18 protein-coding genes are annotated in these 18,353 nt (G+C 69.3%); 9 read left to right on the forward strand and 9 right to left on the reverse strand.

Annotated features, from left to right (window positions below; translation table 11 throughout):
- The first annotated feature begins 42 nt into the window (after positions 1 to 42).
- The 4 genes from FNH13_RS06930 (at position 43) to FNH13_RS06945 (ending at position 3,407) form a co-directional block, all read left to right on the forward strand.
- Positions 43 to 1,155 (forward strand): maleylacetate reductase, encoded by a 1,113-nt coding sequence (locus FNH13_RS06930; RefSeq protein WP_143782791.1) that lies wholly within the window; start codon positions 43 to 45, stop codon positions 1,153 to 1,155.
- Positions 1,156 to 1,224: 69 nt separating this feature from the next.
- On the forward strand, positions 1,225 to 2,205 hold the full coding sequence (locus tag FNH13_RS06935; RefSeq protein WP_143784987.1) for an intradiol ring-cleavage dioxygenase: 981 nt from the start codon (positions 1,225 to 1,227) through the stop codon (positions 2,203 to 2,205).
- A gap of 102 nt (positions 2,206 to 2,307) precedes the next feature.
- Complete coding sequence (locus tag FNH13_RS06940; protein WP_143782792.1) at positions 2,308 to 2,685, forward strand: nuclear transport factor 2 family protein; 378 nt, start codon at positions 2,308 to 2,310, stop codon at positions 2,683 to 2,685.
- Positions 2,686 to 2,735: 50 nt separating this feature from the next.
- Entirely contained in the window at positions 2,736 to 3,407 is a 672-nt protein-coding gene (locus tag FNH13_RS06945) for a FadR/GntR family transcriptional regulator (RefSeq protein ID WP_143782793.1), read from the forward strand.
- 91 nt (positions 3,408 to 3,498) lie between these two features.
- Here FNH13_RS06945 and FNH13_RS06950 read toward each other — a convergent pair whose 3' ends face one another.
- From FNH13_RS06950 to FNH13_RS06965, 4 genes are all read right to left on the reverse strand, one after another.
- On the reverse strand, positions 3,499 to 4,263 hold the full coding sequence (locus FNH13_RS06950; RefSeq protein ID WP_143782794.1) for an enoyl-CoA hydratase/isomerase family protein: 765 nt from the start codon (positions 4,261 to 4,263) through the stop codon (positions 3,499 to 3,501).
- A gap of 64 nt (positions 4,264 to 4,327) precedes the next feature.
- On the reverse strand, positions 4,328 to 5,572 hold the full coding sequence (locus tag FNH13_RS06955; RefSeq protein ID WP_143782795.1) for a CaiB/BaiF CoA transferase family protein: 1,245 nt from the start codon (positions 5,570 to 5,572) through the stop codon (positions 4,328 to 4,330).
- Positions 5,573 to 5,628: 56 nt separating this feature from the next.
- A complete protein-coding gene (locus FNH13_RS06960) occupies positions 5,629 to 6,960 on the reverse strand; it encodes an aminotransferase class V-fold PLP-dependent enzyme (protein WP_165700045.1) in 1,332 nt (443 codons plus the stop codon).
- Positions 6,961 to 7,055: 95 nt separating this feature from the next.
- The gene (locus FNH13_RS06965) at positions 7,056 to 7,445 is read right to left on the reverse strand and encodes a pyridoxamine 5'-phosphate oxidase family protein (protein ID WP_202878882.1); all 390 of its coding nucleotides are present in this window, start codon (positions 7,443 to 7,445) and stop codon (positions 7,056 to 7,058) included.
- A 43-nt stretch (positions 7,446 to 7,488) separates the two neighbouring features.
- Here FNH13_RS06965 and FNH13_RS06970 point away from each other — a divergent pair, with 43 nt between their 5' ends.
- From FNH13_RS06970 to FNH13_RS06985, 4 genes are read left to right on the forward strand one after another with little or no spacing between them, the layout of a single operon-like run.
- Positions 7,489 to 8,109 carry a nucleotidyltransferase family protein gene (locus FNH13_RS06970; RefSeq protein ID WP_228266632.1) on the forward strand — a complete coding sequence of 207 codons (621 nt, stop codon included), beginning with the start codon at positions 7,489 to 7,491 and terminating at the stop codon, positions 8,107 to 8,109.
- Between the two features lie 9 nt (positions 8,110 to 8,118).
- Positions 8,119 to 9,066, forward strand: a complete 948-nt coding sequence (locus FNH13_RS06975) for an AAA family ATPase (protein WP_143782797.1) — start codon at positions 8,119 to 8,121, stop codon at positions 9,064 to 9,066.
- 5 nt (positions 9,067 to 9,071) lie between these two features.
- Positions 9,072 to 10,235: a vWA domain-containing protein gene (locus FNH13_RS06980; RefSeq protein WP_143782798.1), complete on the forward strand. Its 1,164-nt coding sequence runs from the start codon at positions 9,072 to 9,074 to the stop codon at positions 10,233 to 10,235.
- Complete coding sequence (locus tag FNH13_RS06985) at positions 10,228 to 11,361, forward strand: XdhC family protein (protein WP_143782799.1); 1,134 nt, start codon at positions 10,228 to 10,230, stop codon at positions 11,359 to 11,361. Before FNH13_RS06980 ends, FNH13_RS06985 begins: the two co-directional genes overlap by 8 nt.
- 497 nt (positions 11,362 to 11,858) lie before the next feature.
- Here FNH13_RS06985 and FNH13_RS06990 read toward each other — a convergent pair whose 3' ends face one another.
- The 5 genes from FNH13_RS06990 to FNH13_RS07010 all read right to left on the reverse strand — a co-directional run bounded on the left by FNH13_RS06990 (position 11,859) and on the right by FNH13_RS07010 (position 17,279).
- Complete coding sequence (locus FNH13_RS06990; RefSeq protein ID WP_228266633.1) at positions 11,859 to 12,716, reverse strand: SRPBCC family protein; 858 nt, start codon at positions 12,714 to 12,716, stop codon at positions 11,859 to 11,861.
- Between the two features lie 4 nt (positions 12,717 to 12,720).
- Positions 12,721 to 13,581, reverse strand: a complete 861-nt coding sequence (locus FNH13_RS06995; RefSeq protein ID WP_143782800.1) for an FAD binding domain-containing protein — start codon at positions 13,579 to 13,581, stop codon at positions 12,721 to 12,723.
- The gene (locus FNH13_RS07000) at positions 13,578 to 16,052 is read right to left on the reverse strand and encodes a xanthine dehydrogenase family protein molybdopterin-binding subunit (protein ID WP_143782801.1); all 2,475 of its coding nucleotides are present in this window, start codon (positions 16,050 to 16,052) and stop codon (positions 13,578 to 13,580) included. Before FNH13_RS07000 ends, FNH13_RS06995 begins: the two co-directional genes overlap by 4 nt.
- On the reverse strand, positions 16,049 to 16,528 hold the full coding sequence (locus FNH13_RS07005) for a (2Fe-2S)-binding protein (protein ID WP_143782802.1): 480 nt from the start codon (positions 16,526 to 16,528) through the stop codon (positions 16,049 to 16,051). Before FNH13_RS07005 ends, FNH13_RS07000 begins: the two co-directional genes overlap by 4 nt.
- Before the next feature lie 115 nt (positions 16,529 to 16,643).
- Positions 16,644 to 17,279 (reverse strand): hypothetical protein, encoded by a 636-nt coding sequence (locus FNH13_RS07010; RefSeq protein ID WP_143782803.1) that lies wholly within the window; start codon positions 17,277 to 17,279, stop codon positions 16,644 to 16,646.
- Between the two features lie 531 nt (positions 17,280 to 17,810).
- Here FNH13_RS07010 and nrdR point away from each other — a divergent pair.
- Positions 17,811 to 18,311, forward strand: coding sequence for a transcriptional regulator NrdR (nrdR, locus tag FNH13_RS07015; RefSeq protein WP_143782804.1), 501 nt, complete (start codon positions 17,811 to 17,813; stop codon positions 18,309 to 18,311).
- Positions 18,312 to 18,353: the final 42 nt, after the last annotated feature.

Genomic DNA, 18,353 nt, shown 5'->3' on the forward strand with positions numbered 1-18,353 from the left:
ATTTCAGGGACAAGAACACGACTCGGACAGGAGGGAGTTGGTATGTCGTTCGTGCACGACACACTCGCCCAGCGAGTCATCCTTGGGTCGGGTCTGGCGGCGCAGGCTGTGGCAGATGAGGTGACCAGGCTTGGACGCCGGCGGGTGATGGTGGTCGCCGGCGGCTCCGAGGCTGGGCTTGCCGACCAGATTGCTGAAGGCTTGGTGTCGGCGGGCCTGCAGGTGACCCTGCGGTGGGGTGAGGTGCGTCAGCACGTCCCGCTGGAGTTGGCCAGACGTGCCCAAGCGGCGGCTGCGCGGGCGGACATCGATGTCATCGTCAGCGTCGGCGGTGGATCGACAACGGGACTCGCCAAGGCCATCGCGATGGAGGTCGACGCACCGATCCTGGCAGTGCCCACGACCTATGCCGGTTCCGAAGCCACCACCATGTGGGGTTTGACCGACGGGGGCACGAAGACCACGGGTGATGATCCCCGGGTGCTGCCGGCCACCGTCATCTACGACGCCGAGCTCACCACATCGCTGCCGGTCGATCTGACGGTTGCTTCTGGGCTCAACGGTCTGGCGCACTGCGTCGACTCGCTCTGGGCGCCCCGGGCCAATCCGATCAACGCAGCCATGGCGCTGGAGGGGGCCCGCGCGCTTGCCACCGGGTTGCCTGCGGTCGTGGCTGATCCGGGCGACCTGGAGGGGCGCGAGCGGTGTCTCTATGGTGCCTACCTTGCGGCACTCTCGTTTGCTTCCGCGGGATCTGGCATGCACCACAAGATCTGCCACGTGCTGGGCGGCACCTACGACCTGCCACATGCCCAGACCCATGCGGTGGTGCTGCCCTATGTGCTGGCGCACAACGCGTGGGCCGTCCCGGCCGAGGCCGGACGTCTGGCTCTCGCCCTCGGCGCGGCACCCGGTCGCGTCGAGGAGGCCCCCGCGGCGGCAGCCATCGAAGTGCTGGAGCAGTTGCGTGTGAGCCTCGGTGCACCGCGCGACCTGGCCGGAACCGGCCTGGCCGAGTCGGCCCTAGCCGAAGCCGCAGTCGCCTGCCTGGCGGTGATCCCCGCCTCCAACCCCGCACCGGTGACCGAAGCCTCGGTGAGCGCGCTCCTGCGCGCAGCCTGGGCCGGTGACACCCCGACCCTGATCCGCTCGTGACCTACCACCGTGACCGACCAAGGAGTCGCCATGACTAACCAGTGCAGCCCCACGGCATACCCCGCTCCGATGCCGCCGGAACGCTCCCCGGGGGATGAGGGGACCCACACGGTGGAGGTGTCCGCCGAGCAGGCCGCCCGCGAGACGGCACTGGTGGAGCAGGTAGTCGCCTCCTTCGAGGGGGCGGAATCGCCGCGGTTGAAGCAGCTGATGCAGGCGCTCACCCGGCACCTGCACGCGTTCGCCCGGGAAGTGCGGCTGACCGAGGAGGAGTGGGGTGGCGCAATCGACTTCCTCACCCGGGCGGGGCACATCACGACCGAGACACGGCAGGAGTTTGTCCTGCTCTCAGACACGCTGGGCCTATCCATGCAGACGATCGCGATCAACAATGAGGCCTACCAGGACGCGACCGAGGCCACGGTGTTCGGTCCCTTCTTCGTCGAGGGCGCGCCACGCATCGACAATGGCGCAGACCTGGCCTTTGGTGCCGCCGGGCAGCCGTGCTGGGTCGAGGGCCGGGTCACTGGCACCGACGGCAACCCCGTGTCGGGGGCGCGGATCGAGGTGTGGGAGGCCGATGAGGATGGCTTCTACGACGTGCAGTATGACGATGGCCGCACCGCCGCCCGCGCCCACCTGTTCAGTGACCAGGACGGGACCTACCGGTTTTGGGGCATCACGCCCACCCCTTACCCGATTCCCTATGACGGGCCAGTCGGGGAGATGCTGCAGGCCGTTGGGCGCTCGCCGATGCGCACCTCTCACCTGCACTTCATGGTCTCGGCTGAAGGCTCGCGCACCCTGGTGACGCACATCTTCGTGGACGGTTGCGACTATCTGGACCGGGACTCCGTCTTTGGGGTCAAGGAGTCGCTCATCAAGGACTTCGTGCTGCAGCCCCCCGGGACCCCGACCCCCGACGGCCGCGACATCGGCGAGCGTGAGTGGGCCAGCGTCCGCTTCGACATCGTGCTGGCACCGGCTCCGGCGGAGGAGACCGCCGACGTCCACCGGATCGCAGTGCTCGGGTCCGGGGCAGGTCGCTGACACCGACGCAGGCAGCCGCACACGACGACCACGAACGACGGTCATGAACGACGACCACGAACGACGGCCACGAACGACGACCCGGATACGCAGGAGATACACATGACGACGACCGACGAGCAGCAACTACGTGACCTGGAGGATGCGCGCTACCAGGCGATGGAGAGAGGCGATGCCGATGCGGTCGCCGCCCTCTGCCACCCCGACCTGACTTACGCCCACTCCAACGGTGCACGGGACAGCCTGGAAACCCTGGTGAAGAAGATCGCGGACAAGGTCTTCGTCTACGGACCTATCGATCACCCCATCGCCCAGGTCATCATCAACGGCTCGACAGGGGTCGTGGTCGGGGGCATGCGGGCACGGGTCGAGGTCAACGGCGAGGAGCGCAATCTCAACAACACGGCCATCGCCGTGTGGGCCAGGGGTGACGCTGGCTGGCGCCTGGTGGCGTATCAGCCCACGCCGTTGCTCCCCTGAATCGGACCTAGGTGGGAGAATGCTGGGAAAGCAAACAAAGGGGTTAACAGATGTCTCTGTTGGTTGATGTGCCTCGCTCCTTGGCGGCTGAGGTGGCTGAGCGGCTGTCCGCGCGCTGCGCAGAGGTGCCGGCGAACACCAGGCTGGGCACCAAGAAGGAACTGCAGGTTGAGACGGGCGTGGCCGCGGCGACCCTGAACGAGGCGCTCCGCATGCTGCAGTCCCAGGGCCTGCTGACGCTCAAGACCGGTCCCAACGGGGGAGTGTTCACCGCCGAGCCAGACCCCCTTGTCAGCATCGGTCAGGCGCTGGTCCGGGTGCGGGGTAGTTCCCAGGTTGCCGAAGTGCTGCCACTGCGCGATGCCCTCGACCCGCTCACGGTGAGGGAGGCCGCCAGGCACCGCACGGCCGCTGACCTGCGCATGCTCAAGGGCAAGATGACGCACATGAAGGACGTCCTTGAGGACGACCTGGAGTTTGCCAAGGCAGTCTGGGACTTTCACCGAGGCATCTGCAGCGTCGGACGCAACGAGATCCTGAAGTCGGTGTCTCTGGGGCTGCTAGAGATCATCGTGCGCAGCACAGATGCCGTTGTGGGCAAGACCATGGAGCAGAAGCTGCAGCGGATCGCCCTGCACCAGGCGCTCTATGATGCCATCGAGTCACAGGACCCTGAGGAGTGCGACCGCGCTTCCCACGCGCACCACGTCGAGGGCGGCTGACAGAGCGCCGCCCACCGAGGGCCTCTGAACGTGCGCGCCAGAAGCGAGTGCGGCTGGAGAGGCAGCGCGGGCGCGGGGGACAGTCAGAGTGTTAGCGCAGGCCAGCGAGGTGGCGCGCGCCGTTCTGGGCGACGCCACCGGAGACCAGTGACTCCACGAACTCCTCGACCAGGTCGCCGTTGGTCAGTGCTTCCTCGCGCAGCAGCAGGGCCTTGGTGTTGGTGACGGAGTAGTCCACTGTGTCGCTCAGATCGCGGAGCACTGCGTGCAGCGCCTCATCCAGGTCGCCGACCGGGACGATCTGATCGACCAGTCCCACGCGCAGGCAGTGCTCGGCGTCCAGGCGCCGGGCGAGCAGCAGGATCGCTCGGGCGGTGCCGGGGCCGGCGAGGGAGAGTAGTCGGCGGACCGTGAGCCGGTCTGGCACCAGGCCCATGCGTGCCACCGGGATGGAGAAGAGGATGTCGTCCTGGGCCAGGCGCAGGTCGCAGGCCATCGCGATCTCTGCACCGCCTCCGGACACGTGCCGGGCCAGCAGGGCCACGGTGAGTTTGCTGCTGGTGGCCAGGGCAACCAGAGCGGCTGCGACCTCCTCGCAGAACGCCTGGGCGGACTCGCGTGCCCCGGCAGCCTCGATCACCTCGGGCAGGTCGGCGCCGGAGGAAAAGACCGAGCCCTTGCCGCGCACGGTGATGACCCGGATCTGCGGGTCATCGTCTAGCTCGCGCACCAACTCGGTCAGCTGGCGCCACATGGCGCGGGTGAGGGAGTTGTGCTTCCCGGGACGGGAGAGCGTCAGGGTTGCCACCTGCCCCTCGACGTGCGACAGGACCTCACCGGCCGTGTCTGCAGACATGGTTCCTCCTCAGGACGTGGGCTGTGAGTCATTGACCCACAGGTGGGGATGATGACCAGTGGTCTCAGGACGACGTGGGGTCGGTGCTGGCCAACCACGCACGGATGGCCGCACCGTCCTGGTCGAGCAGCGGTGGCGCCTGGTGCCCGGTGCGAGTCACCTCACCCGAGCCCTCCAGCTCGAAGTAGCGCAGGGGCGGTCCGGGCAACTGGATGTCGCCCAGCCCGGGGTGCTCGACGTCGATGAGGAGTCCCTGGGAGCGGGTCTGCTCCCAGTCATAGACCTCCTGCATGTCGCGCACCCGTCCGGCGGCGATGCCGGCCTCATTCATGAGGGTGAGCACCTCAGCGATGTCTAGCGCGGCCAGCGCATCCTCGATCAGGGTGATGACCTCACCGCGGCGCTGCACCCGATCGGTGTTGGTGGCCAGTTCACCCTCGGGCACGGACAGGGCGAGCGCCGCGCACAGGCTCTGCCACTGGCGGTCGTTGCCGCAGGCGATCTGCACCGCGCCGTCCTGGCAGTGGAACAGTCCGTAGGGGGCGATGCTGGGGTGGTGGTTGCCGAACGGTTCGGGGACCTGGCCGGCCACGGTCCACCGGGTGCCCTGGAAGGCGTGCACCCCGACCGCGGAGGCCAGCAGGGAGGTCCGCACGATCTGTCCGCGACCGGTTCGCTGCCGCTCCAAGAGCGCGGCCAGCACCCCGTAGGCGCCGTGCATCCCGGCCAGCAGGTCGCTGATCGCGACACCGACCCGTTGCGGGTCCTGCGGTCCGGAGCCGGTGATCGACATCAGGCCGGCCTCGCCCTGGGCGATCTGGTCATAGCCGGCGCGGCCACCCTCGGGTCCGTCGTGCCCGAAGCCGGTGATCGAGAGCACGATCAGGGCCGGGTTGAGTTCGGCCAGCCGGTCGGCGTCGAAGCCGAGCCGGTCGAGGACTCCGGTGCGGAAGTTCTCCACGAGCACGTCGGCCCGTTCAATGAGGGCGGTCAGGGTCGCGCGTCCGTCGTCGGACTTCAGGTCCAGGGCGATGGACTCCTTGTTGCGGTTGCACGCCAGGAAGTAGGCACTGGTCGAGCCCTCGCCGTCGGTGTTGGGCACCAGCGGGCCCCAGGTGCGCGACTCATCTCCCTGCCCGGGAGACTCCACCTTGATGACGCGGGCACCGAGGTCGGCCATCATCATCGCCGCGTGCGGCCCCGCCAGCGCCCGGCTCAGGTCGACCACCAGGGTGCCGGCCAGTGGGCCGCGGCCCGGGGGTGTATGCCGTGGGGCTGTGTCAGCGGGATGTCCCGGGGATGTCGTCATGTGGCCTCGCGTTGATCCTGGTGAAGTCCACAGCATGCCCTACAGCGGCGCTGCTCCTAGACGGGGCTGAGCTGGTGGCACAGGTACTCGTCGTGGTCGGGCTCATAGTGATACGTCGCCCGGGGGCCGTGGTCAGCAAGGTCACCGAGAGCCTGGACCAGCCGGTCCACGTCGGCGGACGTGGTCCCCAGTCCGATGCTCGCCCGGACCGCACCGGGGATCGCCGGCTGCTGACCGGCGTGGAACTGCGCACTCAGCGCCTGCAGCTCTTCCGTCGTCAGGCCGAGCAGTCGTGCCATCAGCAGGTGGGCGCAGAAGCAGCCGTTTCGGACGCCGATCGCGTGCTCGGCGCTGAGGATGGCGGCCAGCAGCGGGTGTCGATAACCGGGCAGCTGGAAGGTGGCCACACCCACCCGGTCGATGTCCGCACCCGACCACAGCCCGAACAGTTCCAGCCCGGGGGTCTGCTCCAGTCCGGCGCGCAGCTGGGCAGCGAGCACGCGCTCGTGGCGGGCGACCTCGTCCATGCCGACCGCTGACAGGGCACGGCAGGCCGCGGCGAGCGCGACGGCACCGACGACATTGGGTGACCCGGCTTCGTGGCGCTCCGGCCCGACCTCCCAGATGACCTCGTCCGCAGTCACCATCAGGACCGCGCCACCCCCACGCATGAAAGGAGCGGAGTGCGAGAGGGCGCCGAGATCACCGACGAGGGCGCCCGCACCGAAGGGCGCATAGATCTTGTGTCCCGAGAAGGCCAACAGGTCGATGCCGTCCGCCGCCATGTGGATCGCCCGGTGCGCGGCGAGCTGGGCTGCGTCGACAAACAGCCGGGCGCCGTGGCGGTGGGCAATCTGCGCCAGGCGGGCCAGGGGCCAGACCTCACCGGTCACATTCGACGCGGCTGTGACAGCGACGAGGTCAAACGGTCTCTCGGCCTCCCTCAGGGCCTGGTCGCACGATGCGCACAGCTCGTCCGCGGACGCCGGGAAGGGCAGCATCTCGAAGTCGTGACGCCGCCACGGAAGGAGGTTGGCGTGGTGCTCGACTGGTGTGCCCAGCACCCGGGTGCCCGCGGGCAGCGCACCGGAGAGGACATTGATCGCCTCCGTCGTGTTGCGCACCAGCACGACCTGGTCACTCGGACGCGCCCCGACAAAGGCAGCCACCGTGTCACGGGTCGACTCGAAGACCTCGGTCGACCGGCGCGACTTGACGCCGGTGCCCCGGTGGACGCTGCTGTACCAGGGCAGGAACTCCTCGACCTCGCGCACGACTTCCGTCAGTGCCGGGGTGCTCGCGGTGTTGTCCAGGTGCACATAGCGGCGTGACTGGCCGTCGGCGCAGAGGACCTCCACGTCTTGGCCCACAAACTGGGGCGCTTCCACGGCTGACCGCCTCACGGGAAAGAGCGAAAAAACTGTACCGCCGAATATCCCCACCGGTCTAGGCCCGCGCGGCGTGCCGGACGGCGCCGTCGCCCTCACGATCCAGGGGTTGCGTCCTCAAGTGGTCGACAGTCGTTGCCGCAGTCGCTCGCCGCGGACTGTGGCTCGTGTGCTCCAGCCCGGTGCAGGACCGCGGTCGAGGGCGCGACCTGCAGCCCACCCTCTGCGTCGAGGGACCCCTCTCCGTCGATGATGAGGCTGTAACCGCCAGCCTCCCGCGGCGGGAGCAGCAGGGACACCGACGGATGGTCCACGACGACCCGGCGCGCGGTGCGGCCCGGCTGCGCCGCCACCAGCACCCCGTCCACCAGCTCGGGCGAGACCTGCACGACGTGCGGTCGCGCCTCACCAGAGACCAGCAGGTATGCCGTGTCGTGACGGCCGAGCGCTTCGCCGAGGGCGGCCAGGTCAACAGGGATGCTCATGCCCTCCATCATGGCCGGTGGAGCGGTGGGCACACTAGAGCCTGTGACCTCCCATCCGACCCGCACCCGCACGACCGGCCTGCTCCTGGCCGCCGGCGCCGGACGCCGCTACGGCCAGCCCAAGGGCACCGTGGTGGACGCCGACGGCGCCTGGGTGGTCAGCGCCGCGCGAGCCCTGCTCGACGGGGGCTGCGCCGACGTGCTGGTCGTCACCGGTGCCGAGGCCGAGCACGTCGAGGCGCTCCTCGCCGCGGACGATGACCTCACTGAGTTAGACACCGTGACGACGACCCGGTGCGGCACCTGGGAGCAGGGGATGGGGGAGTCGTTGCGGGCCGGCCTCACCGCACTGGCCACCCGTGGTCGGACCATCCCGCAGCAGGCACTGCTGCACCTCGTCGACCTGCCCGACGTCGGCGCCCAGGTGGTTGCCCGGGTGCTTGCCAGCGCCGGTGCGGGGACCGCGGCCCTGGCGCGCGCGGCATACGACGGTCGTCCGGGCCACCCGGTGCTGATCGGGCGTGACCACTGGGAGGGAGTGCTGGGCCGTGCCGACGGCGACGCCGGAGCCCGCGGTTATCTGCGGACGGTCCCGCCGCTGTTGGTCGAGTGCGGCGACCTGGCCGGCGGGGCCGATGTCGACGAACCCACCTGTCGGGGCTAGCGTGTCGCTATGTCAGACGAGGACGTCTTCGCGAGCCCACAGGCACTCTCCGACGCCCTGGCGGGGACGGGATATCTCGCCGACGCGGGGCTGACGACCGTCACCTGGCTGGCCCAGCACCTCGATCGACCGCTGCTTCTGGAGGGCGAGCCCGGCACAGGCAAGACGGCGCTGGCCGAGGCCCTCGCCGAGTTGCTGGCAGTGCCGCTGATCCGCCTGCAGTGCTATGAAGGGATCGAGGCGTCCCAGGCGCTCTATGACTGGGACTTCCCGCGGCAGATCCTGCACCTGCGAGCCGTGCAGGCACTGACCGAGCAGGGCAGCTCCGGCCGTGCCGGCGTCGGCACGGACGAGGCCGGGGGAGGCGCTGCCGCACCGGAGCGGGTGGCCGAGCTCGAGGCAAACCTTTTTGACGAGCGGTTCCTGCTGGCGCGCCCGGTCCTGCGGGCGCTGCGCGAGGCACCCTGCGTGCTGCTGGTCGACGAGATCGACCGGGCCGACGACGAGTTTGAGGCCTTCCTGCTGGAGGTGCTCTCGACCTGGTCGGTGACGATCCCCGAGCTCGGGACGGTCCGGGCCCAGACGCCGCCGCTGGTGGTGCTCACCTCCAACCGCACCCGCGAGCTGCACGACGCGCTCAAGCGCCGTTGCCTCTATCACTGGATCGAGCACCCGGGGATGGAGCGCGAGCTGGCGATCGTCCGGGCGCGCCTGCCCGAGGTCGAGGAGTCGCTCGCCGCTGAGGTGGTCCGCCTGGTCCAGCGGCTGCGCTCGGAGGAGGATCTCGTCAAGCCGCCGGGCGTGGCCGAGACCCTGGACTGGACGCGGGCCGTGGTCGCTCTCGGTGTCAGCCGGCTCGACCCCGAGGTGGCAGCCGCGACGATGGGGGCGGCTGTGAAGTACCGCGAGGACACCGAGCGCATCCGCGTCGCCCTCGACCGGATGCTCACGAGGTAACCGACATGACCGCGGGTGCAGCAGGCACGAACGCGCCGGACACGAGCACTGAGGCCGCCGGGTGGAGCGCGGTGCAGACCCTCGGCGGATTCGCGCGGGCCTGCCGTGCCGCGGGCCTGCCCGTCACCGCCGATCGGGAGCGCACCTTCCTGCAGGCGTGCGCTGCCGTCGGGCTGGCCGAGCGCGACCCGGTCTACTGGGCCGGGCGGGCGACGCTGACCGCCTCCCTGGCCGACATCGAGCCCTATGACCAGGTCTTCACCAGCTGGTTCGGCGGACGGGCGATGCACGGCGTCGCCAGCCCGGACCGCCCGCAGCCAACCGTCCTGCAGGCCTCTCTCGAGGACCCGGGTCAGGGCGGCGGTGACGGCGCTGACGAGGACGAGGAGGAGATCGTCAAGGTCGCCGCATCGGCCACCGAGGTGTTGCGCCACCGCGACGTCGCCGGACTCTCACCACAGGACCAAGCCACCCTGCGCCGGCTGTTCGCCACGCTCACGGTGCGGCCGCCGACGAGGCCGACCCGTCGGCATACGCCCAGTCACCGGGGCAGCATCGACGGGCGGGCCACCGTGCGCGCCCACCTGCGTGCGCTCGGTGAGCCCGGCCAGATCGCCCGGCGCCGCCGGATGGTGCGACCGCGCCGCGTCGTGCTGCTGGTGGACGTGTCCGGCTCGATGAGCTCCTATGCCGACAACCTGCTGCGCCTGGCGCACCGGATGGTGCAGGCCGCCCCGCGCACCACTGAGGTCTTCACCCTCGGCACCCGGCTCACCCACGTCACCCGTGCCCTGCGCGAGCGGGACGCGGACCGGGCCCTCGTGGCGGCGGGGGAGACGGTGCCCGACTGGTCCGGGGGCACCCGGCTGGGTGAGTCCCTGAGCGTCTTCCTGCGCAGGTGGGGTCGACGCGGCATGGCGCGCGGCGCGGTGGTGGTGGTCTTCAGCGACGGGTGGGAGCGGGAGGGGCCCGAGCAGCTGGGGGAGGCGATGCGTCAGCTGAGGTCGCTGGCGCACCGGGTCGTGTGGGTCAACCCGCACCGGGGCAAGGCCGGATATCTGCCGGTGCAGGCGGGGATCGTGGCGGCCCTGCCGCACGTCGATGAGTTCGTCGCGGGGCACTCGCTCGCGGCTTTTGAGGAAGTCCTGGAGGTGGTCTCGGGTGCGTGATGTGCTGGAGGAGTTGGTGGCCTGGTGGCAGGCCGGTGAGAGCGTCGCGCTCGGCACCGTGGTCGGGACCTGGAAGTCCGCACCGCGCCAGCCGGGTGCCTCGATGCTCGTCGGCCCCGGCGGTGAGGCCGTCGGCTCGGTCTCCGGGGGCTGCGTCGAGGGTGCCGTCTATCAGCTGGGGGAGGAGGTGATCGCCTCGGGATCGCCTGTCCTGCAACGTTATGGGATCTCCGACGACGAGGCGATGGGCGTCGGTCTGACGTGCGGCGGCATCCTGGATGTCTTCGTCGAGCGCATCTCTCCGGAGGACTTCCCCGAGCTGGGGGAGGTGGTCGCAGACATAGAGGCGGGACGTCCGGTCGCTGTCGCCACGGTCACGGCGCACCCCGACCCGACCGAGGTCGGGCGGCACCTCGTGGTGCGCCCCGAGGGTGAGCCGACCGCGGGCTCGCTGGGCACGGACCGGTTGGACGACACTGTCGTCGACGACGCGCGCGGCATGCTGGCCCAGGGCCGCACCGCGACACTGGAGTACGGCCCCGAGGGGCAACGCCGCGGTGAGGGCATGCGCGTCTTCATCGCCTCCTACGCCCCGCGGCCCAGGATGCTCGTCTTCGGCGCGATCGACTTCGCCGCGGCGGTGGCGCGCGTCGGGTCCTTCCTCGGCTATCGGGTCACGGTCTGTGACGCGCGGCCGGTCTTTGCCACCCACAGCCGGTTCCCCGACGCGGACGAGGTCATCGTCAAGTGGCCCCACAAGTATGTCGAGGAGCAGGTCGCGCAGGGCGCCCTCGATCCGCGCACGGTCGCCTGTGTGCTGACCCACGACCCGAAGTTCGACGTGCCACTGCTCGAGGTGCTGCTGGGCGACGACGCACCCGAACTAGCCTATGTCGGGGCGATGGGATCGCGTCGCACGCACGACGACAGGTTGGCCCGCCTCCGCGAGTCCGGCCTGACCGGCGAGCAGCTGTCCCGGCTGCGCAGCCCGATCGGTCTCGACCTGGGTGCCCGCACCCCAGAGGAGACGGCGGTGAGCGTTGCTGCCGAGATCATCGCGCTGCGCTGGGGCGGGTTGGGCGATCCGCTGAGCGAGACCGAGGGTGCGATCCACCGGCACGGATGACCAGCTCCGGCAGCCCTTCAGCTTGTCGGGCAGTGTCCTGTCTGCTGTCGCCCGGCGGCGCACGTGCATGAATCCTTCACACGATCGCGCCTTCTCGTGTGAAGGATGCGTTCAGGTGCATGAATCCTTCACACGATCGCGCCTTTTCGTGTGAAGGATGCGTTCAGGTGGACGCTGACGTGTGGCCACAGTGGCTTGTGGGACCACCGCGGGCATGACCAGCGTCATCAGCGCGACGTCAGTGTCCGCCCAGGGCACGTCCGATCACGATGCCCAGGACCAGCCCGACGACCAGCCCGACGACCAGCCCGACGACCCCGGCGGCCAGCCCGACGACCCCGACGACCAGCCCGACGACCCCGGCCGATGGCGCACGTGCATGAATCCTTCACACGATCGCGCCTTCTCGTGTGAAGGATCCATGCAGGTGGACGCTGACGTGTGGCCACAGTGGCTTGTGGGACCACGCGGGCATGGCCAGCGTCATCAGCGCGACGTCAGTGTCTGCCCAGCGCACGTCCGATCACGATGCCCAGGACCAGCCCGACGACCCCGACGGCCAGCGCCATGCCGTAACGCTCGCGCAGCACCGGCCCGACCAGCTCGCCGAGGTCGATCGCGTCGTCCACGGACGACGGTGTGCCGCCCACCGACGGTGTCCCGGAGCCCGATCGCCGTGGCTCGGCCAGGGGAGGGGTCTCGGAGCCGGACGGACCCGGAGCCGGGTCGGCCGCGGGCTGCGGCGTTGACCCGACAGCGGGTTCGATCACGGGCTCCGACGCAGACGCTGGCTCCGATGCGGACTCTGGCTCCGATGCAGCCGGCGACGCAGACACCGCCGCAGCCGTAGCCGCAGCCGCAGACACCGCTGCCTCAGCCGCTTCTGCCTCAGCAGTCGGCTCCTCGTCAGCCCCGAGCGTGGACTCCAGGCACCCGACGAACTGGCCCAGCAACTTGTCCGAGACGTCTTGCATGACGCCGCGGCCAAACTGTGCCGGCTTGCCGGTGACCGTCAGGTCGGTGAGGACCTCCACCTTGGTGCCGTCCCCGTCGGGGGTCAGGGTCATCGTCGCGGTGGCGCTGGCGGTGCCATTGCCGCGCTTGTCCTTGCCCTTGCCCTCGATGACGGCCCGGTGTGCCGCGTCGTCACGTTCGAGGAAGGAGCCGGTCCCGGCATACTGCATCTGGATCGGCCCGAGCTTGACCTTGACCGTCCCGGAGAAGGTGTCGCCGTCAGTCTCGGTGACCGTCGCGCCCGGGAAGCAGCCCCCGACCTGTTTGAGGTCGGTCAGCAGCGCCCAGGTGCTCTCGGGCGAGGCCGGGACGGTGAAGGTGTGCTTGAGCTCCATGCCCATCGGCTCAGCCTCCCGCCGCAGCCAGCACCGCGCGCCGGGTGAGGACGCCCGCCAGGTGCCGCCGATAGTCCGCCTTGCCGTTGAGGTCCGACGGTGGCTCGGTGCCCTCGCCGGCCCGGGCGCAGATCTCGGCGATGGCCTCCTCGGTGGCCGGCTGCCCCGCCAGGGCCGCCTCGACGGCTGTGGCACGCAGCGGCTTGGAGCCCATGTTGGTCATGCCGACCTTGGCCTCGGCGATGACGCCGCCCTCGGACCGCACCGCGGCCGCGATGCCGATGATCGCCCACTGGTGGGAGACCCGGACGAACTTCTCATAGCGGCTGCCCCACCCGGTGTGCTTGGGGATCGTCACCGCGGTGAGCAGCTCGCCCTCGCCGACGGCGGTCTCAAACAGGTCGACGAAGAAGTCGGCCCCAGCCACCTGACGGGGACCGACGACACCGAGTGCCTGGACCTCCATGGTGGCGTCCAGGGCCAGCACCGGCGCGCCGACGTCACCGGCTGGGTCGGCGTGGGCCAGGGCCCCGCAGACCGTGCCGCGGTGGCGGATCTGCGGGTCGGCGACCTCCGAGACGGCCTTGTGCAACAACCCCAGGTGCTCGCGCACCAGGTCGGAGTCCAGGACCTCCTGGTATGTCGCACCCGCACCGATGCGGATGCCGTCACCGGTGTCGGTGATCCCCTTGAGGGACTCGATGCCGGAGATGTCGACGACCAGCTCGGGGGCGTTGAGGCGCATCCGCAGGACCGGCAGGAGGGACTGCCCTCCGGCCATCACCTTGGCCTCATCGCCGTGCTCGGCCAGCAGGGCCAGGGCCTCCTCGACGGTGGCCGGTGCCGCATAGTCAAAGGGCGCGGGGATCACAGCGTGCCGCCTTCCGTCTCAGGGGTGTCTTGGTTGGGCGCCGACTCCTCGAAGTGAGGTGCGGCCGACTCGACGGTTGGCTGGTCTCCCTTGCCGCTCTGGATGGCGTTCCAGACCCGCTCGGGGGTGCACGGCATGAGGATGTCCGTGACGCCGTACTGTCGCAGCGCGTCGAGGACGGCGTTGACGACGGCCGGGGTGGAGGCGATCGTGCCGGCCTCGCCGACACCCTTGGCGCCCAGGTCGTTGGTCGTCGACGGGGTGACCGTGCGGTCGGTGACAAAGCTGATCGTGTCGGCCGAGGTGGGCAGGGTGTAGTCGACGAAGGAGCCGGTGATCAGGGTGCCCTGATCGTCATACACCGCCTCCTCCCACAGTGCCTGCGCGATGCCCTGGACCAGACCGCCGTGGATCTGCCCGTCGACGATCAGTGGGTTGACCACGGTGCCGACGTCGTCGACGCAGACATAGGAGCGCATCGTGGACTCGCCGGTCTCGGTGTCGATCTCCATGGCGCACAGGTGGGTGCCGTGCGGATAGGAGAAGTTGACCGGGTCGTAGGTGGCGTCCGCGTCCAGTCCCGGCTCGACCCCGTCGGGCAGGTCGTGGGCGGCGAAGACGCGCAGGGCCAGGTCGGTGATCGCCACGCCCTCCTGTCCCTCGCCGGCGCCCTTGACGGTGAATCGTCCGCCGGAGAACTCCAGGTCGTCCACGTTGGCCTCGAGGGCGTCCGCCGCCAGTGGCTTCGCCTTCTCCACGACCTTGCGCGCCGCCTTGATGACCGCCTGGCCGCCGACGACGAGGGAGCGTGAGCCATAGGTGTCCAGGCCCTTGTGGGAGATCTGGGTGTCGCCGTGCAGCACCTCGATGTCCTCAAAGGGCACGCCCAACTCGTCGGCCACGATCTGGCTCCAGGCCGTCTCGTGGCCCTGGCCGTGCGCGGAGGACCCGGTGATGACCTCGACCTTGCCCGAGGGCAGCATCCGCACGGACGCGTGCTCCCAGCCGCCGGCGCCATAGGCCAGCGAGCCCAGCACCCGGCTGGGCGCCAGTCCGCACATCTCGGTGAAGGTGGACACTCCGATGCCCAGCTGGATCCGGTCGCCGCTCTCGCGGCGAGCGGCCTGCTCAGCCCGCAGCTCGTCATACCCGAAGAGCTCCTTGGCCCGGGCGGTGGCGGCCTCATAGTTGCCGGTGTCGTACTCCAGCCCGGCGACGGTGGTGAACGGGAACTCCTCGTGCTTGATCCAGTTCTGCTCGCGCACCTCGAGGGGGTCACGTCCCAGCTCGATGGCGAGCTCGTCCATCATCCGCTCGATCGCGAAGGTCGCCTCCGGCCGCCCGGCGCCGCGGTAGGCGTCGGTCCAGGTCAGGTTGGTGAAGACGTTCTGACACTCGAAGCGATAGGACGGGAACTTGTAGATCGCGTTGAACATGAAGGCGCCCAGCACCGGCACGCCCGAGGTCACCAGGCCCAGATAGGCACCCATGTTGGCGGTCAGGTGCACCTTGAGTCCGGTGACGGTGCCGTCCTTCTTGGCCGCCAGGGTCAACTTCTGCCACTGGTCGCGCCCGTGGTGCGCGGACAGCAGGGACTCGGAGCGGGTCTCGTTCCACTTGCACGGCTTGCCGGTATGCCGGGCCGCCAGGAAGGTGATCACCTCCTCCGGGGTGACCTGCAGCTTGCCGCCGAACCCACCGCCCACGTCCGGGGCGATGACCCGCACCTTGGACTCGGGCACGCCCAGGGTCAGGGCGAGCATCAGCCGCAGGATGTGGGGCACCTGGGTCGAGGACCACATCACGAACTGCTCACCCGTGGGGTCGACGACCACGCTGCGCGGCTCCATGAAGGAGGGGATCAGACGCTGCTGGCGGAACTCCCGCTCGATGAGCACCTCGGCGTCGCGGATCGCGGCCTCGACGTCCTCGCCGGTGCCGGCCTCGGCAGAGTCAAAGATCCACAGGGCTGACTCGTTGGTGCCGAGCTCGGGGTGGGCCAGGACCTCGTCGGCGGCTGCGGCCTTGAGGTCGATCACGGCGGGCAACTCGTCATAGTCGACGTCGACCAGCTCGGCGGCGTCCCGGGCCGCAGCCGCGGAACGGGCGATCACACAGGCGACGATCTCGCCGGAGAAGGCGACCCGGTCCACGGCGATCGCTGGGTGCGGTGGGGCCTTCTGCTCGGGGGTCACGGGCCAGGCGTTGGGCAGCGAGCCCTGCAGGTCCTTGACGTCCGCACCGGTCAGCACGGCGATGACGCCCGGCGCGGCCTTGGCCTCGCTGGTGTCGATGTTGGTGATCGTGGCGTGGGCGAAGGGGCTGCGGACCATCGACAGGTGCAGCATCCCGGTCATCTGCAGGTTGTCGGTCCACTTGGTGCGGCCGGTGATCAGACGCTGGTCCTCCTTGCGGCGCCGGTCCTTGCCGACCTCACGGTTGCCGGTCTGGGGCTCCTCGGTGATGGTCATGCCTGCTCACCGCTCGGGCTCGCGTCGGCCGCCTGCAGGACGGCCTTGACGATGTTGTGATAGCCGGTGCACCGGCACAGGTTGCCCTCCATATGCTGTCGCACATAGGCCTCGTCGGGGGAGGGGTTCTCCTTGAGCAGGTCGGTGGCCTGCATGATCATCCCCGGGGTGCAGTAGCCGCACTGCAGCGCGTGGCAGTCGCGGAAGGCCTCTTGGACGGGGGAGAGGGTGTCTCCGTCGGCCAGTCCCTCGATCGTGGTCACCTCGTGCCCGTCGGCCTGGACGGCCAGCATGTTGCAGGACTTCACGCTGCGCCCGTCGAGGTGGACCGTGCAGGCACCGCAGTTGCTGGTGTCACACCCCACCACCGTGCCGGTCTTGCCGAGCTGCTCTCTCAGATAATGGACGAGGAGCGTGCGGGGCTCGACCTCGTCCTGATAGTTCACGCCATCAACGGTCACGGAGATCTTGGTCACTGGGGCCTCCAACACGGGGGACGGACATCGTTGTCCCTCGTCATCTTTGCTTGCCAACCAGGTTCCCGCAAGAGGTGGATCCCGGTCTGTCCCTCGGCTATTCAGGCCTGCGGCGTCAGGGGTTGAGCACGAAAAACTGTTCGCCGTCTCCTGGGCCAGAGCAGGCACCAGCAATGGGCGGATAGGGCTCGTACGGCACGACTGTGCACTCCCAGCCTCCGGGTGCCGGCACGAGTTCGTCCCAGGAACCAGGGTGGCCTGTCGCGGCGGCGGCCCACACGGCACGCGCGTCCTCGCAGCTGACCGCAGCAAGGTCTGCGTATGTCGTGCCGAAGATCTCTGTCTCGACCGTGCAATCCGACGACGGTGGGTTGTCCGCCGGTGGTGGCTGGTCGGGCGGATACATCACGTCACACGGGAGCACGTCCACCACGACGGACGGTGGCGCGCCCATGTCCAGGAGTTCGTCCTGACAGGTGGTCGATCCCATGCCCATCACCCTGACCCAGACGCCATCCACGCGCTGGGCGATGAACTCAGTGTCGCCGGTGCCTCCGATGGACGTGGCGTAGGCCCAACCTGCCTCGCACTCAAAGATCTCAACGGCCCCGCCATAGCCGAGGTCGATGCCCATGTCGTAGGCCGAGCACGGGTCCGGGGCAGGAGACGGCGCAGCCTCAGTCTGAGTTGGGGGAGGTGTGGTGCTCTCCTCCGGATCGTCATCGGTTGTCGGCTCGGCGCTGGTGGTCACCGACGGAGCCGGGCTTGTAATCCGTGATGCGTCATCTGCCGGGGAACTGGTTGTTGGAGCCTCATCGGGAGTGACGGCGGCAGAGGACGCTGTGACGTCGTGGACGTCGGGGGAGTCTGACATGTCTGATGAGCAGGCAGTAAGGAGAAGGAGGGCGGCAACCATGGCCCCGTGACGTCGCATGCAGTGATCCTCTCAGTGCGGAGAGGGCGTCTGAGAGGCGGTCGGTCCGCACGACACGCGCGCCCGTTCCGCGACACGCCGGACGCGCCACGCCCGCCCATAACGCCCTGACCTGCGACGTCACACCCGTCACAAAATCCGACAGGCCGGGGGCATTGCATCTAGTGCCCATCGTGCCTAGTATCCCTACATCTAGTAGTTACAGCAGTGTGGTTCGTCCACATGTTGTGCACAGCGGATCGGCGTGACCCACACGTCATCCACAGGTCGTCCCCATGGAAACCCACAGGGAGACCAGCAGCAACACCACCGACGACGCACCAGCCCGAACACCCGAGGAGGTTCGAGATGCACTGCCCATTTTGCCGTCACACGGACTCGCGGGTGGTCGACAGCCGCGTCCAGGAGGACGGGACGGTCATCCGTCGCCGCCGCCAGTGCCCCGAGTGCGGGCGCCGGTTCGGCACGGTCGAGTCGGCCACCCTCTCGGTGATCAAGCGCTCCGGGGCGAACGAGCCGTTCAGCCGGGAGAAGGTGCTGACCGGCGTGCGCAAGGCCTGCCAGGGCCGACCGGTGACCGAGGACGAGCTGCAGATCCTGGGGCAGCAGGTCGAGGAGACCATCCGCTCCCAGGGGCAGGCCGAGATCGACGCCCACGAGGTGGGCCTGGCGATCCTGGCGCCGCTGCGGTGCCTGGACGAGGTGGCCTACCTGCGCTTCGCCAGCGTCTATCAGGCGTTTGAGTCCCTGGAGGACTTTGAGGGGGCGATCACCTTGTTGCGCACCGAGCGGGACGCGGCCGGGAGTGACTCCGAGGCGCAGGCAGAAGCGACGCAGGGTTCGCCGTAGGAACAGTATTTCTGCAGGTCACCGGGGGTTTGAAAGGACTGT

This window comes from Ornithinimicrobium ciconiae, from assembly GCF_007197575.1.
Classification (GTDB): Bacteria; Actinomycetota; Actinomycetes; order Actinomycetales; family Dermatophilaceae; genus Ornithinicoccus; species Ornithinicoccus ciconiae.

Bases quoted from the DNA above. Each gene is read 5' to 3' on its own strand.
- FNH13_RS06930 (WP_143782791.1), top strand. From the start codon at position 43: ATGTCGTTCGTGCACGACACACTCGCCCAGCGAGTCATCCTTGGGTCG.
- FNH13_RS06935 (WP_143784987.1), top strand. From the start codon at position 1,225: ATGCCGCCGGAACGCTCCCCGGGGGATGAGGGGACCCACACGGTGGAG.
- FNH13_RS06940 (WP_143782792.1), top strand. From the start codon at position 2,308: ATGACGACGACCGACGAGCAGCAACTACGTGACCTGGAGGATGCGCGC.
- FNH13_RS06945 (WP_143782793.1), top strand. From the start codon at position 2,736: ATGTCTCTGTTGGTTGATGTGCCTCGCTCCTTGGCGGCTGAGGTGGCT.
- FNH13_RS06950 (WP_143782794.1), bottom strand. From the start codon at position 4,263: ATGTCTGCAGACACGGCCGGTGAGGTCCTGTCGCACGTCGAGGGGCAG.
- FNH13_RS06955 (WP_143782795.1), bottom strand. From the start codon at position 5,572: ATGACGACATCCCCGGGACATCCCGCTGACACAGCCCCACGGCATACA.
- FNH13_RS06965 (WP_202878882.1), bottom strand. From the start codon at position 7,445: ATGAGCATCCCTGTTGACCTGGCCGCCCTCGGCGAAGCGCTCGGCCGT.
- FNH13_RS06975 (WP_143782797.1), top strand. From the start codon at position 8,119: ATGTCAGACGAGGACGTCTTCGCGAGCCCACAGGCACTCTCCGACGCC.
- FNH13_RS06980 (WP_143782798.1), top strand. From the start codon at position 9,072: ATGACCGCGGGTGCAGCAGGCACGAACGCGCCGGACACGAGCACTGAG.
- FNH13_RS06990 (WP_228266633.1), bottom strand. From the start codon at position 12,716: ATGGGCATGGAGCTCAAGCACACCTTCACCGTCCCGGCCTCGCCCGAG.
- FNH13_RS07000 (WP_143782801.1), bottom strand. From the start codon at position 16,052: ATGACCATCACCGAGGAGCCCCAGACCGGCAACCGTGAGGTCGGCAAG.
- nrdR (WP_143782804.1), top strand. From the start codon at position 17,811: ATGCACTGCCCATTTTGCCGTCACACGGACTCGCGGGTGGTCGACAGC.